The 15124-nt window shown below is 66.3% G+C and carries 15 protein-coding genes; 8 read left to right on the top strand and 7 right to left on the bottom strand.

The genetic code is table 11. The features are described from left to right. From FJZ36_13760 to FJZ36_13745, 4 genes are all read left to right on the top strand, one after another. Positions 1-351, top strand: a 351-nt coding sequence (locus tag FJZ36_13760) for a pyridoxal-phosphate dependent enzyme (protein ID MBM3215972.1), incomplete at its 5' end; no start/stop codon positions are given. Further along, positions 348-1166 carry a tryptophan synthase subunit alpha gene (locus FJZ36_13755; protein MBM3215971.1) on the top strand — a complete coding sequence of 273 codons (819 nt, stop codon included), beginning with the start codon at positions 348-350 and terminating at the stop codon, positions 1164-1166. The genes FJZ36_13760 and FJZ36_13755, both read left to right, overlap by 4 nt. Before the next feature lie 18 nt (positions 1167-1184). Then, positions 1185-1562 (top strand): fluoride efflux transporter CrcB, encoded by a 378-nt coding sequence (gene crcB / locus FJZ36_13750; GenBank protein MBM3215970.1) that lies wholly within the window; start codon positions 1185-1187, stop codon positions 1560-1562. A gap of 42 nt (positions 1563-1604) precedes the next feature. Next, the gene (locus FJZ36_13745; protein MBM3215969.1) at positions 1605-3377 is read left to right on the top strand and encodes a Rieske (2Fe-2S) protein; all 1773 of its coding nucleotides are present in this window, start codon (positions 1605-1607) and stop codon (positions 3375-3377) included. A 33-nt stretch (positions 3378-3410) separates the two neighbouring features. Here FJZ36_13745 and FJZ36_13740 read toward each other — a convergent pair whose 3' ends face one another. From FJZ36_13740 to FJZ36_13710, 7 genes are all read right to left on the bottom strand, one after another. Continuing rightward, positions 3411-3950: a hypothetical protein gene (locus tag FJZ36_13740; protein MBM3215968.1), complete on the bottom strand. Its 540-nt coding sequence runs from the start codon at positions 3948-3950 to the stop codon at positions 3411-3413. Continuing rightward, complete coding sequence (locus tag FJZ36_13735; GenBank protein MBM3215967.1) at positions 3947-6673, bottom strand: PBP1A family penicillin-binding protein; 2727 nt, start codon at positions 6671-6673, stop codon at positions 3947-3949. The genes FJZ36_13740 and FJZ36_13735 overlap by 4 nt, the downstream gene beginning before the upstream one ends. A 63-nt stretch (positions 6674-6736) precedes the next feature. Beyond that, positions 6737-7876 carry a hypothetical protein gene (locus FJZ36_13730; GenBank protein MBM3215966.1) on the bottom strand — a complete coding sequence of 380 codons (1140 nt, stop codon included), beginning with the start codon at positions 7874-7876 and terminating at the stop codon, positions 6737-6739. Continuing rightward, positions 7543-8643 carry a Gfo/Idh/MocA family oxidoreductase gene (locus FJZ36_13725; protein MBM3215965.1) on the bottom strand — a complete coding sequence of 367 codons (1101 nt, stop codon included), beginning with the start codon at positions 8641-8643 and terminating at the stop codon, positions 7543-7545. The genes FJZ36_13730 and FJZ36_13725 overlap by 334 nt, the downstream gene beginning before the upstream one ends. After that, positions 8640-8876 (bottom strand): hypothetical protein, encoded by a 237-nt coding sequence (locus FJZ36_13720; protein ID MBM3215964.1) that lies wholly within the window; start codon positions 8874-8876, stop codon positions 8640-8642. The genes FJZ36_13725 and FJZ36_13720 overlap by 4 nt, the downstream gene beginning before the upstream one ends. Before the next feature lie 16 nt (positions 8877-8892). Beyond that, positions 8893-9507 carry a DUF1080 domain-containing protein gene (locus tag FJZ36_13715; GenBank protein ID MBM3215963.1) on the bottom strand — a complete coding sequence of 205 codons (615 nt, stop codon included), beginning with the start codon at positions 9505-9507 and terminating at the stop codon, positions 8893-8895. Between the two features lie 20 nt (positions 9508-9527). Beyond that, positions 9528-10385: a sugar phosphate isomerase/epimerase gene (locus tag FJZ36_13710; GenBank protein ID MBM3215962.1), complete on the bottom strand. Its 858-nt coding sequence runs from the start codon at positions 10383-10385 to the stop codon at positions 9528-9530. Between the two features lie 88 nt (positions 10386-10473). On the opposite strand from FJZ36_13710, the gene FJZ36_13705 reads away from it, so the two are divergent. From FJZ36_13705 to nadA, 4 genes are all read left to right on the top strand, one after another. Beyond that, the gene (locus FJZ36_13705) at positions 10474-12090 is read left to right on the top strand and encodes an ABC transporter substrate-binding protein (protein MBM3215961.1); all 1617 of its coding nucleotides are present in this window, start codon (positions 10474-10476) and stop codon (positions 12088-12090) included. A gap of 105 nt (positions 12091-12195) precedes the next feature. Beyond that, a complete protein-coding gene (locus FJZ36_13700) occupies positions 12196-12795 on the top strand; it encodes a sulfite oxidase-like oxidoreductase (GenBank protein ID MBM3215960.1) in 600 nt (199 codons plus the stop codon). A gap of 8 nt (positions 12796-12803) precedes the next feature. After that, the gene (locus FJZ36_13695) at positions 12804-13151 is read left to right on the top strand and encodes a Rieske (2Fe-2S) protein (protein ID MBM3215959.1); all 348 of its coding nucleotides are present in this window, start codon (positions 12804-12806) and stop codon (positions 13149-13151) included. Between the two features lie 277 nt (positions 13152-13428). Continuing rightward, positions 13429-14478, top strand: coding sequence for a quinolinate synthase NadA (nadA, locus tag FJZ36_13690; GenBank protein MBM3215958.1), 1050 nt, complete (start codon positions 13429-13431; stop codon positions 14476-14478). The last annotated feature ends 646 nt before the right edge of the window (positions 14479-15124 follow it).

The following is a 15124-nucleotide window of genomic DNA, read 5'->3' as shown; positions in this document are numbered from 1 at the left end:
TTCCACGGCGCGAAGTGCTACCTGCTCCAAGAGGAGGATGGGCAAGTCGCCCCCGCGCACTCCATCTCGGCGGGACTCGACTATCCCGGCGTCGGACCCGAGCACTCCTATTACCGCGCCACGGGACGCGCCGAGTACGTCGCCGTCACGGACGACCAGGCGGTCGAGGGGTTCCAGCTCCTCTGCCGAACGGAGGGGATCATCTCCGCGCTCGAATCGGCGCACGCCGTCGCGCACCTGACGGAACTCGCCCCAGCGCTGGGCAAGGACGCCGTCATCGTCGTCAACCTGTCGGGCAGGGGCGACAAGGACACGGGAACCATCGCCGAAGCGCTGGGAGTCGAGCTATGAGCGCCAACCGCATCAAGCGGCTGTTCGATCGGCTCCGCGCGGAAGGCTCCTGCGCGTTCATGCCCTACATCGCCGCCGGCGATCCGTCGCTGTCCGTCACGCGCGAGCTCCTAGCCGCCTTCGAGGACGCGGGCGCCGATATGGTCGAGCTCGGCGTGCCCTTCTCCGACCCCATCGCCGATGGACCCAGCGTCGAGAGGGCGACCGGCAGAGCACTGGGCGCGGGAACGCGGCTGAAGGCTATACTGGGCTTGGTGGAAGATGTGCGGCGTACATCCGAGCTGCCCATCGCGCTGATGGGCTACTACAACCCCTTCTTCCGTTATGGCGTCGAGCGGTTCTGCCGCGACGCGGCATCGGCGGGCGTCGACGGGCTCATCATCCCCGACCTGCCGCCGGAGGACGCCGACGAGCTCATTCCGCCGGCGCGGGAGAATGGGATCGCGACGGTCTTTCTCGTCGCGCCGACGAGCACCCAGGAGCGGCTCGCGACGGTTGCCGCCGCAGCGACGGGGTTCATCTACCTGGTATCGGTCACGGGCGTCACGGGCGCGAGGGAAACGGTCTCCGCCGATGTGTCGCCGCTGGTGAACCGGCTGCGTGAGGTGACGGACAAGCCCGTGTGCGTCGGGTTCGGCATTTCGACGCCGGAGCAGGCGTCCAGCGTGGCGGCTCTCGCGGACGGCGTCATCGTCGGCAGCGCCATCGTCAACACGATCGAGCGGTATCTGGACGCGCCGGCGGAGATCGTGCCACGGACGCAGGCGTTCGTCCGGTCCCTCGTCGAGGCGGTGAGGTCAGTCCGACGTGGATAGCGGTCCGAAGGGGCGGGGATGAAACAGGTCGTGCTCGTCGGGATTGGCGGCTTCGTGGGTTCGGTGTTTCGGTTCGTCGTCGTCGAGTGGTTCGGGCGGTGGCTGATCGGGTTTCCCGCCGGAACGCTGGTGGTTAACGTCACCGGTTCGTTCGTGCTGGGCTTTCTCGTTTCGCTGAACGCGACGCCTTTCGCGGTTCCGACGGAGTACCGGCTCTTCTTTGGAACCGGACTTCTCGGCGCGTTCACGACGTTCTCAGCCTTCAGTCAGGAATCCCTGGGATTGGCGTCCGACGGGAGATGGCACGCCTTCGCGGGGAACCTGTTCGGAAGCGTCGCGATGGGCATCGCGGCGTGCATCGCGGGAGCCACGCTCGCCCGCGTCGCTGCCCGCTGAGGCAGTCCTCGACTGCCGCTCGAATCATCTAAGGAGGTTACCATGCCAAATGCCGCCCACTGGACCCCGTGCGCCCGCCTGAGTGAACTCCGCGAGGGCGAGCTCCACGCCGTCAACGTCGAAGGCACGTCCGTCGTCCTCATCCGGTCGGAAGACGCGGTGCGCGCGCTCGACAACCGCTGTCCCCACATGGGCTATCCCCTGAGCGAAGGCACGTTCCAGCACGGGATTCTCATCTGCGACTGGCATCACGCGCGGTTCGATGTCGCCAGCGGATGCACCTTCGACCCCTGGGCGGACGACGTCGCGTCGTATCCCGTCCAGATCGTGGGAGACACCGTCTCGGTCGATGCCCACGCGAACGGCTCGCATGTGGTCGAGCACTGGACGCGCCGGCTCCGCGAGGGGTTGGAGCAGAACCTGGGGCTCATCATCGCCAAGGCGGTCATCGCGCTGGATGCCAATCACGCGCCGGGGTCGCATGCCGTCCAGATCGGCGCGCTCTATGGGGCTCAAGGACGCCGCGCCGGATGGGGCCCCGGCTTGACGATCCTGACGGCGATGGCGAACGTTCTGCCGCGCCTGGCTCCCGCCGATGCGAACCTGGCGCTCTATCAGGGACTCGTCCACGTCTCGCGGGAGACCTCGTCATCGGCACCGCGCGTCGTCCTGATGCCCCTGGAGACGGACGAGCACTCCATTGAGCGGCTCAAGGAGTGGTTCCGCTACTTCATCGATGTGCGGAACCCCGACGGCGCAGAGCGCGCCATCCTGACTGCGCTCGCCCAGGGAGCGACCATCGCCGAGGCGTGCGACATGATGGTCTGCGCCGCGACGGATCACTTCTACCGCGACGGCGGACACGCGCTCGACTTCGTCAACAAGGGCTTCGAGGTTCTCGACCACGTCGGGTGGGAACGCGCGACGGACATTCTGCCGACGCTGGCGGGCGTCCTCGCGCGCAGCAGCCGCAGCGAAGAGCAGAACCGATGGCGCAGTCCGCACGACCTGTCGGGGATGCTCTACGCCGAGTTCTCCAAGCTGCCGGAGATCATCGCGAGCGGCGAGGGCAAGACCTGGACCGCCGACGCGGGCGAACGCCTCACGACCGCGCTGCTGGACGACGATCCGTCCGTCATCGTCAAAGGTTTGCGCGACGCGCTCACCAACGGCGCGGACGTGGTGGACGTGACGCAGTCGCTCGCCTACGCCGCCGCGCTGCGCATCGCGCGGTTCCATGTCAAGAACGAGTACGGCGACTGGCTCTCCGTTCTCCACACTTACACCTACGCGAACGCGCTCCATCAATGCGCGCGGCGGTCGCCGTCGACGGAGCTGCTGCGCGGTGTGTTCCACGGCGCGATGGCGGTGTGGTTCGACCGATGGTTTAACAAGCCGGCGGCACGGCTCCCGCAGAACCGCCGGGACACGCAGGCGCTGCCATCCGACGCGGACGCGCTGCTCGACGGGCTGTTGGCGACGTTCGACACGCAGGGGTTGGTCGATGAAGCCGGGATGCACGTCTACCGATACCTGTCGCTGGGACACCCCCGCGAACGGCTCATCGAGACGCTCGGGCACGCCCTCGTCCGCGAAGACGCGGACTTCCACGACTTCCAGATGTTCGAGGCGGCTGTCCGGCAGGCGAACGAGCTCGACGAGGAACGCGCCCGTCTGACGCTCGTCGCCGCCGGACGCTATCTCGCAGCCCACGCCCCGACGGCGCGCGCGCTCCGGCAGACGGCGACGCTCGCGCTGCGTCTCCACCGGGGAGAGAATCTCTCGGCGGACGACCCGGACGAGGCGGTCGTCTAGCCGTCGGTGTAGGGGCGAGCCGTCGGATCGCCTCTACTTGGCAGGCTCTTCCTTGCGCCGTTGGCGCTCGAGATGCTTCTCGGCGGCTTGGAGCCCGCGCTTGGCATCCGGTTGATCCGGCGCGACCCGAAGGGCAACCTCGTACGCGGCGCGAGCGGCAGCCCACTCCTGCTCGTGGTTCTCTGCCGCTCCGAGCAGTAGGTGGCATTCGAGCGCCCACTCGTTCGGCTGCCGGTGGAGCGCGGCGGCCTTGGCGAGGGTCCCTGCCGCCTCCCCGAAGTCGCGCGCGTCGAACGCCATGATGCCGAGGACGTGGTACGGGTAGGGATTCGAGAAGTCGAGAGCGATCGCCGACGCGAGCCAATCCTCGGCGGCGTCCGTATCGTGCGACTTGAGCGCCGCGAGGGCTCGACCGACCATCGCCATCGACGCCGCCCGGGAGCCCGTGTCGTCGGTCGTGGGCAACTGTCGGTCGACCAAACGACGCGCCAGACCCGACACCTCCGGCCGCCGGCCGCATCCTGTCAGCGCAACGAGCATCGCAGCGACCAGAACCAACGGCAGCTTGGTCACCGCGCCTCTCCTCCGACGATGACCTTCTCCGCGTAGATCGTCTCCGCCTTCACGTAACTCGCGTAGATACGGCGGGCGACGACGCGCGTCGCGAAGATGCCGTTCTCTCGTCCCGACGCCTGCGAGATGCCCGGGTCCACCGGCGGGCTCTGGTAGGGCTTCACGTTGGGAGCCTCCAGCACATCCGCCTCGATCGTCTTGGCGTAGATCGTCTCGGCGACGACGGCGGCGGCTTCGATCTGATCGGCGACGTAGGTGGCGCGAAGCGGCGGCGGTGCGACCGGCGACAGATCGAGCTCCGACCCGCCGACGAACTCGGACGACGGGGCCGCCAGCAGCAGCGCTTCTTGCTCGAGCGCTTCCGCGTCTTCCTCTGCGAGCTCCGCCGGCTCCGGCAGGATTTCGTGGTGCGCGCACACTTCCTTCGGCTGCGTTCCCTCGATGAACGCCTCCTCGACCGTGACGGGACACGCCTCGTTCGCCAGGAGTCCGTTGAACCGGCAGACGCGCCGGAACACGATCCCCTGCGGCACGACGAATGAACGACGCGGACGGCTCCGGGCATACGCCGCCATCGCCTGCGCCCACACGGGCAGAGCCGCGCGCGCTCCGCTCATCCCGAACGGTCGGGAGTCGTCGTAGCCCGCCCACGCCAGCGCGACCGTCTCCGGCGTGTAGCCGACGAACCAGGCGTCGCGTCCGTCGTTCGTGGTTCCCGTTTTGCCGGCTCCCACGGAACGGAACCCCCACGAACGCGACGACGCGCCGGTTCCCCGATCCAACACGCCTTCGAGCAGGTGCGTCAGCAGATAGGCGGACTGCGGAGACAGCACGCGCCGGTACGCGGTCGTCCCGCGATACACCTGCTTGCCCTTCGCGTCGACGACACGGCGGACGATGTACGGCGCGACGCGGGCTCCGTTCCCTGCGAACGCCCCGTACGCTTCGAGGAGCTCAATGGGCATCACTTCGGCGGAACCCAGGGCGATGGACGGAACCTCGGGCAATTCCCGACGGATTCCCAAGCCGTACGCCAGCTCGACGACGCGACGCAACCCGACCGAGTCGGCGACGCGCACGGCAGGGACGTTCAGCGAATCCTCGACCGACACGCGCACGGTCACATCGCCGAGGTAGCCGCCGTGCGGATTGCGGGGGCTCCACTCCTTCCCGCCTGCGGTCATGACCAGCCGGGAGTCCTTGAGCAGCGTCGTCGGCGTGAACCGCTTGGGGTCCCGCTCGATGGCGCGCTCCAACGCGGCGGCATAGACGATGGGCTTGAACGCGGAGCCCGGCTGGCGCATCGCCAGGTAGACGCGGTTGAACTGAGACGTGCCGTAGTCCACGCCGCCGACGAGCGCCGTGATCGTGCCCGTATGGGCGTTCATCGCCGCGAACGCCAACTCCGGGTGCGAGCCGTTCCGGGTCAGACGCTTCGCTTGCTGGCGCACGGCGAGCTCGGCTGCCGACTGGAGCGTCGAGTCGAGCGACGTGTAGATGCGGTAACCCCGCTTCGACAGGCGTTCGGACGAGATGGGGACTTCGGCGCGGATCGCATCGACGACGTACGGCACACTCCGCGCGGCGACCGGATGCCCTTCCTTCGGCAGCGGCGCATCGACCGCCGAGGCGCGTTCCTGAGCGCTGATCTTGCCCTCTTCCACGAGCCGCGTCAGAACGAACTGACGCCGGTCGCGCGCCCTCTGCGGATCGTTCAGGAACGAGTACCGGAACGGCGAGCGGATCATCCCGGCGAGCAATGCGCTCTCGGCGAGCGTCAGGCTCCTCACGTCCTTGCCGAAGTAGAACCGCGCCGCCGCTCCGACGCCCGAAATGCTGATCGATCCGCTCTGCCCCAGGTAGATCTCGTTGACGTAGGCGTTCAGCACCGTCTTCTTCGAGTAGCGCAACTCGACGATGACCGCCATGAGCGCCTCGTTAACCTTGCGCGTCAACGTGCGCTTGTGCGTCAGGAACAGGTTCTTGACGAGCTGCTGGGTGATCGTGCTGCCGCCTTCGGCGGTTCTGCCGGCGCGGAGGTTCGCCCACAGCGCCCGTGCGATGCCCCTCGGCGACAAGCCGAGATGCCCGAAGTAGCGCTTGTCCTCGACGGCGATGATCGCGTTCACCAACTGCGGCGGGAGCTCGTCGAGCGGGACGATCTCGCGCTCCTCGCGCACGTCGGCGTAGATGCGCGCGATGGGCATCGGGTCGAGTTCCACGAAGTCGAGGGACTGTGCTTCGCCCTTCTTCGATGCGGCTCCCGATAGCTCGCGGACGGCACTTCCCGAAAGGACGATACGAACGCGCTCCGCCCGCTGCGTGCCCTCCGCCGTCTCTCGCTCCCGCAAGTGGATATCGATCCGGGAGCCCTGAGCGTCGAACTCGCCGGGGCGTTCCGGCGAATCCGCGACTTCCCAGTATCCGAGGCTTCGCAGATGGCTGATGAGCCTCGACCGATCGATCCCAAGTCCGCGGTAGAGAACCATCGGCGCGGCGTAGACGCGCGACGGCACGTCCCACACGTAGCGATCCATGCGGAGGGAGATGCGGACGAAGAGGAACGCGCTGTAGGGAATCAGGAAGGCGAGAAAAGCCGTCGCCACCCAGAACGTTCGTCGGCGCCACGTCTGCGGAGAGTGACGCCAGGTCGTCGCGCACTCCCGCGCGACTCGCAGGAGGCGCAGCACCCGACTGACGACGATCTGCCAAACGCCACGCATCTTCGGGGTCTCGTGGAGGTTCCGTGGCTCCTTCGGAATGGTATCGCGCGGCGAGCCGTCGTGTCACGCCCGCAAGCCCCAACTCGCCGCCGCGAGATAGAGGACGGCGAAGATGACCTCGCTCACGCCCACCTGCGTCAGCGTCGGGTTCACGGAAACGACTCGCCCGAGTCCGTACCGCAGAGCCAGCGGAACGTACGCCCACGCGACCGGCGGAGGCACGAAGCCGCTCACGATGAGGCAGCCTAGACACGCCGCGCCGACGCCGTGATAGGTCGCCAGACCTGCCAGCGCGCGCCGCGAGGCGTTCCCGTCGCCCGAGCTCGTGAGGTTCGCCACCCTCCACTTCACGTAGACGATGCTGCTGCCGAAGTAGAGCAGGTTCAGGAGCCACAGTTCGACGAGCATGGTCGAATCGGGACCGTTCGCCGCCAGGTAGCCCAGCGGAGCCGTCAGGACGAGCCCTGCGATGCCGACCAGCTCCCCGACGAACCCGCGATGTTCGCGCCGCGTCGCCAGCCAGAGGTTCACGACGAACGACACCGCGCCCACCACGACGACCGCCGACATCGTCCGCACAGCCGAGTGCGATAGCAGTCCGACCGCGCCGATCCCCGCCATCGCCGCGAATCCCGCCAGCCATCGGGTAGCTTCGCCATGGCGCTGGCGTCGCCGCGAGAAGAGCACGGAGATGGGAGCGCGCGCGCAGTAGCCGCCCGTGACGAACAGTAGAGCCGGGATGGAGTAAGGAAACGGCTCCGGCGCGACGAGGACGCCCATGAGGAACGGAACGTAGAGCATGACCCACGCGCCGTGCTCGCGCGGGATCATCCAGCGACGTCGCGGAGATCGGGGAGGCGAACTCTCGCTCACGACCCGCGCCGCAGATCGGGAACCGGCAGAGGAACGCCGCCGTAGGCGATGGAATCCTCGGACACCAAGCCCGGCAGCGTGAAGTCGAGTGCGTCCCAGATCGAGATAGGGGGCGGCTCGTCTTTCACGATGGCATCGACGAAGTCGCGCACCTCGAAGTAGTCGCCGCCGCCGTGTCCCGCCTGGAGGGCTTCTTCGGGCGGGTTCCGCCACATGTCGGGCATGAATTCCTCCTCGAAGTCCCACAGCGAGCGCCACTCGACCTTGTCGCATCGGTCGGCGAGCCAAATCTTGTGGCTGTCGCCGAATCCGCGCGGCGCTTCGTAGCACCCCTTCGTGCCCTGGAGCGCGTAGTAGTTCATCCCGTGCGGACGGTTCGACATCATGTCGAGCCGGATCTTCACCAGCGCGCCGCTCTCCGTCTTGCAGTTCATCAGCACCGTGTCGTCGATGGCGTGTTCGGGGTCTGTGTGGATGCCCGACCCGACGCACGATACCGTCACGACGCGCTCCTGGAGCCACTGGAGAACCGGACCCAGCGAGTGCGTGCCGTACGTGCAGCCGTTCTTGCCCACTTGGTCGACATACCGCCACGTCGGGTTCCCCTGCGCGTCGTGGTGGAGGAACTTCACGTCGTGGACGTACTCGCCCTCGGCGAAGTAGAGCTCGCCGAACATGCCCTCATGCGCCAGGCTCCTCACCAGAACGTTCGCCTTCATGTAGCAGTAGTTCTCCGCCATCATGTAGTGCGCGCCGGACGCCAGGGCGGCATCGCGGAGCTGGTGGCACTCGCCGATGGTCATCGCCGCCGTCACCTCGGAGAGCACGTGAACCCCGGCGTTGAGCGCTGCGATGGACTGCGGCGCGTGGAACCGCATCGGCGTCGCGATGACGACGATATCGACCCCCCAATCGAGCAGATCGTCATACGACGTGAACCGCCGGTCGATCTCGTGCGCGTCCCCGATTCGGTTCAGCGTCGTCTCGTTGACGTCGCACAGGGCGACGACCTCCGTCTGGCGGATCGTGCGGAACGCCCGGATGAACGACGAACCGCGCGGCGCACCGACGATCCCGACTCGCAGCGAAGCGCTCATAACGGCGTGACCTCCATCAGTCGCCGACCCGAATGGTCCGAGTAGGCGCGCCGAGCGTACCGCTCCAAGTATTCGCAGAGCGGCTCCAGGTGGTGTAGGTGGTTCAGCAGCGGCTCCGTGTAGCGGATGTCGCCGTGCTCCGCCCCGCCGAAGTAGTGCTGCGCCCCGATGGGGTTGCTCCAGTCGACGACGGTATACGCGGGACCGCGCGGCAGGTAGAAACGGGCGCTCACGGCGTCGCTCCGTGGATCAGAGCTCGCGAACCTTCACGTCGCGGTACCACACCTTGCCGCCGTGGTCCTGCAAGCCGATGTGACCTCGGCGCGGCAGGTCCTTCCAGGCGTAGTTGAACTTCGTCTTGGTTCCGTCGGGGTTCTGGTGCGGTGTGTCCCACAGGTCCGAGTTCATCGTGCAGATCTCTTCGCCGTTCATCGAGACGCTGATGTGGGGACCTTCGCACTTGAGGACGACGTCGTTCCACTCGCCAGCGGGCTTCATCGTCTGCTTGCTCGGCGGGACAAGCTCGTAGATGGCTCCGCAGTCGTGGACGCCCGTCCGGTCGGGTCCGAACGTGTCGAGAACCTGAATCTCATACCCCGTGTTCACCGGATCGGAGAGGTCGGACCAGCGGAAGAAGATGCCGCTGTTGCACTGAGACGCGATGCGGAAGGAGATGCGGAGCTCGAAGTCCTCGAACGTGTCCTGCGTGTAGAGGTAGCCGCCTCGGTTGACCGTGCACGCGATGGCGTCGCCGTCCACCGTCCAGCCTTCGAGGCTGCCGGTCGCATCCCAGCCGTCGAGCGACTTGCCGTCGAACAGCAGCCGCCATCCGTCGCGCTGCTCCGCCGCCGTGAGCGAGTTCATCGGAATCTCCTTCGGTACGCTCAGGTCATCGCCGGTACGTGCGTTCTCAGGAACCGGACGCTCCGATCCGCAATGGTCTTGGGATCGGGCTTGAAGTCGAAGACCTCGACGGACAGATAGCCGCCGTAGTCGATCTCGCGCAAGGCGGCGACAATCGGCGCGTAATCTACGCCGCCGGAGCCGGGCGCGTAGCCGTTGTCGTCGTTGGCGTGGATGTGCCGCACGCGCGACGCGTGTTTCCGAATCTCGCCGGGGATGTCCAGGTTCTCACGCGACGAGCTATACACATCGACGATCATCTGGAAGTTGGGGTGGTTTACCGCCTCGATGAGACCGGCGGCTTCCGACGGGTTCGTGATGAAGTTCGTCGATTGCCGCGTCAACGGTTCCAGACAGAGCATCACATCCATTTCGCCAGCGAGCTCCGAGCACTCCCGGAAGGTCGCCCGCGCGTACTCGAACGCCTGCTCGCGCGTCACGCCCTCGACGACGTTCCGCTGCTGCGGCGAGCCGATCACCATGAGCTCCCCGCCGAGGTCGGCGCAGAGTCGTGTCAGTTCCATGAGATGATCGCGCGTCCGGGTGCGGAGCGCGGCGTCGGGACCGTTCAGGGAGAGCCCCTTCGGCGATACGAAGAGCCAGTGGAGCCCCACGATGGCGACGCCGATGTCTTCGGCTTCCCGGCGAATTGCTTCGCGGCGGGCTCCATCGATGTCGAATGCGCTCTCGGCGAGCGTGAAGGGAGCCAGCTCGACACCGTCGTATCCGGCATTGGCGGCATAAGCGAACACATCGCGCGTCGTCCAGCCTTCAAAGAGCTCGTTGCAGATCGCCAGTTTCACGTCTGCCCTCCAACGGTGCGTCGGATCGGGTCGAATCTACCAACGCGCACCGCCGCCTGTCAACCGCGCCTTGAGCGCCTCTCTGCGCGGATGCTAGAATCGCGCGGATTCACCGCGGCTGGTGATGAGAGGACACCTCGTGAAAAGAACCACTCCCACCTGTCAGATCGCTCTGCTGGTATCCCTCTTCCTGATCGCGGGCGTCGGTTGCCGGGGCAAGACCGACAAGCCCAAGAGCGCCCCGGCGCAAGTGCTCGTGTTCGGTCGAGGCGCCGATTCGGTGGGACTCGACGCGGCACATGAGGAAGACGGCGAGTCGTTCAAGGTCGCCGAGCTCATCTTCGATACGCTCGTGCAGTATCAGCAAGCATCGACGGACATCGAGCCGGGGCTGGCAACGGAATGGGAGTCCTCGCCGGACGGACTCGTCTGGACGTTCCACCTGCGCGAGGGCGTCCTCTTCCACGATGGCACTCCCGTCGACGCCGAGGCGGTCGTCTTCTCGTTCGAGCGCCAGTACGATCCCGCGCATCCGTACCACAACGTCGGCGGGCCCTACCTGTACTGGACGGCTCTCGGACTCGACGAGATCATCGGGAAGGTGTCCGCTCTCGATTCGAAGACCGTCGAGGTTCGACTCAATCGCGCCTACGCACCGCTGCTGAGCGCCCTCGCCGTTCCCGCGTTCTCGGTCGTCAGTCCAACGGCGTTGCGTCAGTGGGGAGCCGACTTCAAGTCGCATCCGGTCGGATCGGGTCCCTTCAAGTTCGTCGAGTGGCGGCGCGACGACCGGCTCGTGCTGGAACGCAACGACGACTACTGGGGCGGCAAGTCGGCGCTCGACCAGATCGTCTTCCGCTCCATTCCCGACAACGCGGCGCGGCTCATCGAGATCGAGCAAGGAACCATCCACGTCCTCGAATACCCCGACCCGGAGAACCTGGAAGCCATCCGCTCGAACCCCGACCTCGTTCTGATGGAACAGCCCGGCATGACGGTCGGCTACATCGCCCTGAACAACGACCACGCCCCGTTCAACGACCCGCGCGTGCGCCGGGCGATCAACCACGCCGTCAACAAGACCGCCATCGTCGAGAAGCTCTTCAGCGGGCTGGCGGTTCCCGCCAAGAATCCGTTCCCGCCGACCGTCTGGGGCTACAACGACTCGATCCAGGGCTACGAGTACTCGCCGGAAAAGGCGCGCGCGCTGCTCAAAGAGGCGCTGCCGAAGGGCATGGATCGCGAGCTGACGTTCTACGCGCTGTCGGCTCCACGCCCGTATTTCCTGAACCCGTCGCAGGTGGCGCTCGCGGTTCAGTCCGATCTCCAGGCGGTCGGCATCCGCACGCGCATCGAGACGTACGAGTGGGGAACGCACCTGGAGAAGGTGAAGAACGGCGACCACGACCTGGCGATGCTCGGATGGATCGCCGACTACGCCGACCCCGACAACTTCCTCTACTTCAACCTCGACAAGTCGAACGCGAAGCCCCCGGCTGGCAACATCGCGTTCTACCGCAACGACCGCGTCCACGAGCTCCTGGTTAACGCCCAGATCGAGTCGAACCACGAACGGCGCGTCGCGCTCTACGGCGAGGTCCAGCAGATCGTCCACGACGACGCCCCTTGGCTCCCGATCGCGCACGCGCAGAACGTTGTCGTCACGCGACGCAACGTGAGCGGGCTCGTCCTGAACCCGACGTCATGGCGTCATCTGTGGCGCGTGAGCCTGGCTCCCTGACGCTGCCGTGACGGACGACGCTTCACAAGTTGGCGATCTGCCCTTCCGCGAGGCACAGTTAAGGGTGGCTGGCATCGGTGCACTCGCGGCAAGGGAGGTGACGCGTTGACGGCACTAGGAGCAACCAAGACGGGGTCGTTGGAGGACCGCGCGCGGCGCACACCGCCCGGGCAGGTTCTCACCGAGAGGTTTCCCATCCTGACGTACGGACCCACGCCCCGGTTCGATCCCTCGCAGTGGGACTTCCGCATCTGGGGTCTGGTCCAAGAGCCCGTGCGATGGGCCTATGACGAGTTCCACGCCCTGCCCCAGGTGGCGATCACGGCGGACTTCCACTGCGTCACGACATGGAGCCGGCTCGACAACACCTGGGAAGGCGTCCACATCCGCGAAGTGCTCCGGCACGTCGTCATCAAGCCCGAAGCGACCGCCGCGATGGTCCACTGCGACGGCGGCTACACGACGAACCTCACCCTCGACATGCTCATCGATGACGACGTGCTCCTCGCGTATCGGCACGATGGCGAGAACCTGACGCCAGAGCACGGATACCCGCTGCGGCTCGTGGTTCCCAAGCGCTACGCGTGGAAGAGCGCCAAGTGGGCGCGCAGCATCGAGTTCATCGCCAAGAACCGCCCCGGCTTCTGGGAGCGCCACGGATACCACATGGACGGCGATCCGTGGACCGAGGAACGCTACGGCTAGCGAACCAGATGGAGAACAGCTCAGTGCGACACAAGGCGTGCCAGCTCTCCGAACTCCCTGCTGGCCAGTGCCGCGTCATCAACCACGAACGCACCTACATCACCGTCATGCGCCACGGCGAGGAAGTCTACGCGATCAACGATACGTGCCCGCACCTCGGCGGCTCGCTTGGGGCAGGTTGGATGACGGATGAAGGCACCATCGTCTGCCCCTGGCATGGGTGGGAGTTCCGCATGTCCGACGGCGAGGGCGTCTGGCCCGCCGGCATTCAGGTCGAGACGTACCCGGTGCAGATCGAGGGAGACGATATCTACGTCACCCTTGATGAAGCTACCGAATCATCCACGGAGGCCTAGTCGATCCGCGCGCATCGCGGTATGATCGTGCTATAGTCAGTGTGAGACACTCCGGCGGAGCCTACACTCCGTTTATGCGCTCGTCCGACGTGAGACGTGCCGCAAGGCATGACACGGACGTCTCCGAGGACGGGGTGTGACGTTCGGCGGGCGCATCCATCCGGGCGACTCAGCGTGCCGGTGTTGCGAGGGCAAAGCACGCGCGTCGCGCCACCTCGAAGAAAGAGCGAGGGAACCGGTCGTGTATTTCGTCCCCATCCCGGAGAAGTACTATCGCATGTCCGAAGACCGGCTCTCCGAGCGATGCCGGCAAGTCAAGGCTGAGCTCGGCAAGCGTCTGGTCATTCTGGGACACCACTACCAGCGCGACGAGGTCGTCGCCCTGGCGGATTTCGAGGGCGACTCCTTCAAACTGTCGCAGCAGGCGGCGGCGAGACCAGAAGCCGATTACATCGTCTTCTGCGGCGTTCACTTCATGGCGGAGAGCGCTGACATCCTCAGCGCCGACCACCAGAAGGTCATCTTGCCCGACCTCAAAGCCGGTTGCCACATGGCGGACATGGCGGACCTCGAAGCCGTCGAGCAGTGCTGGGCGGACCTCCGCAGCGTCGTCGGTGATACGGTCGCCCCGATCACCTACATGAACTCCGCCGCCGACCTGAAGGCATTCGTCGGCGAGAACGGCGGAGCCGTCTGCACGTCGTCGAACGCGGGAGCCGTCATGGAGTGGGCGTTCGCGCAGAAGCAGCGCCTGCTCTTCTTCCCGGACGAGCACCTGGGCAGGAACGTCGGAGCGGCGCGAGGCATCCCGCTCGACCGCATGCTCGTGTGGGACCCGGAGCTACCGCTGGGCGGGAACACGAAGGAGATGATCCGAAACGCGGACATCCTCCTGTGGCGCGGCAACTGCCCGGTTCACCAGTTGTTCACGACAAAGCACGTCGTCCGGCTCCGTGAGGTGTTCCCGGACATCACGGTGCTCGTTCATCCCGAAGTCGCCTACGAAGTCGCGCAGCTCGCCGACCTGTCCGGCTCGACGGAGTACATCAAGCGCACCATCGAGTCGGCTCCTACGGGCAGCAAGTGGGCGATCGGCACGGAGCTCCACCTCGTGAACCGACTCGCGAAGCAGCATCCTGACAAGTTCATCGTCTCGCTCGATCCGAACCAGTGCCTCTGCACGACGATGAACCGGATCGACCTGCAGCACCTCTGCTGGGTTCTCGATAACCTCGCCGAGGGGCGGGTGGTCAACCAGATCTCCGTCGATCGTGACATCGCCAAATGGGCCGCGGTCGCCCTCGACCGGATGCTCCAGATCGTCTAGAACCCCATCCCTCCCCTAGGGCTGTTCGGCTCTCGGTGGGATGGGAGTTGGGTCTCTGATCCTGTTGACTCATCCGAGAGGAGACTGGAATCATGCAGACCAGGGTGCTCTCCTGCGCGGTGTTCCCCGCAACTGGACGATCCACGCCACCCACAGGGCAAGCGGGCGTTCCTGACCCCTCTCTGACTTCCTCCGAATGCTATGAGCCAGGCGACTCCTGCCTGCCGTTCACTGGGCGGAGAGAAGCAGCGCCGCTCCGCCGCCGAATGGCGCGACGAACTCGCGTCTGCCGGGCGCGACGGGTTCTACTGTAGTCGACTCGCCCCTGACGGGGTGAATCCATTCCGCCGTGAGGGCGCCTCTGGCGTCGGACAGGTCGAGGATCAAGTTCGCGCCGTCTTCGGCATAGGCGATGTAGGTGCTGCCGTCGTCCGCGAGACAGTATCCGCTAGAGGCGAGGTCGGCGCGCGGAACCATCCGACCGAGCTCCACGCGCTCCGCGACGCGGCGCGCGACGCCCATCGCCTGGCGGATGGGAACCCACTCCGGATCGCCCGGCGTGCCGAGAACGGAGCCGTCGTAGGGGTCCATGAATAACGGGTTGTGTCCCCGCAGGAAGCTCCGCCACACCCACGGCACGTGTCCA

This window comes from Candidatus Poribacteria bacterium (genome assembly GCA_016866785.1).
Classification (GTDB): domain Bacteria; phylum Poribacteria; class WGA-4E.
Note: the sequence above shows the minus strand (reverse complement) of the source record. Positions and strands in the feature narration are given on the sequence as shown.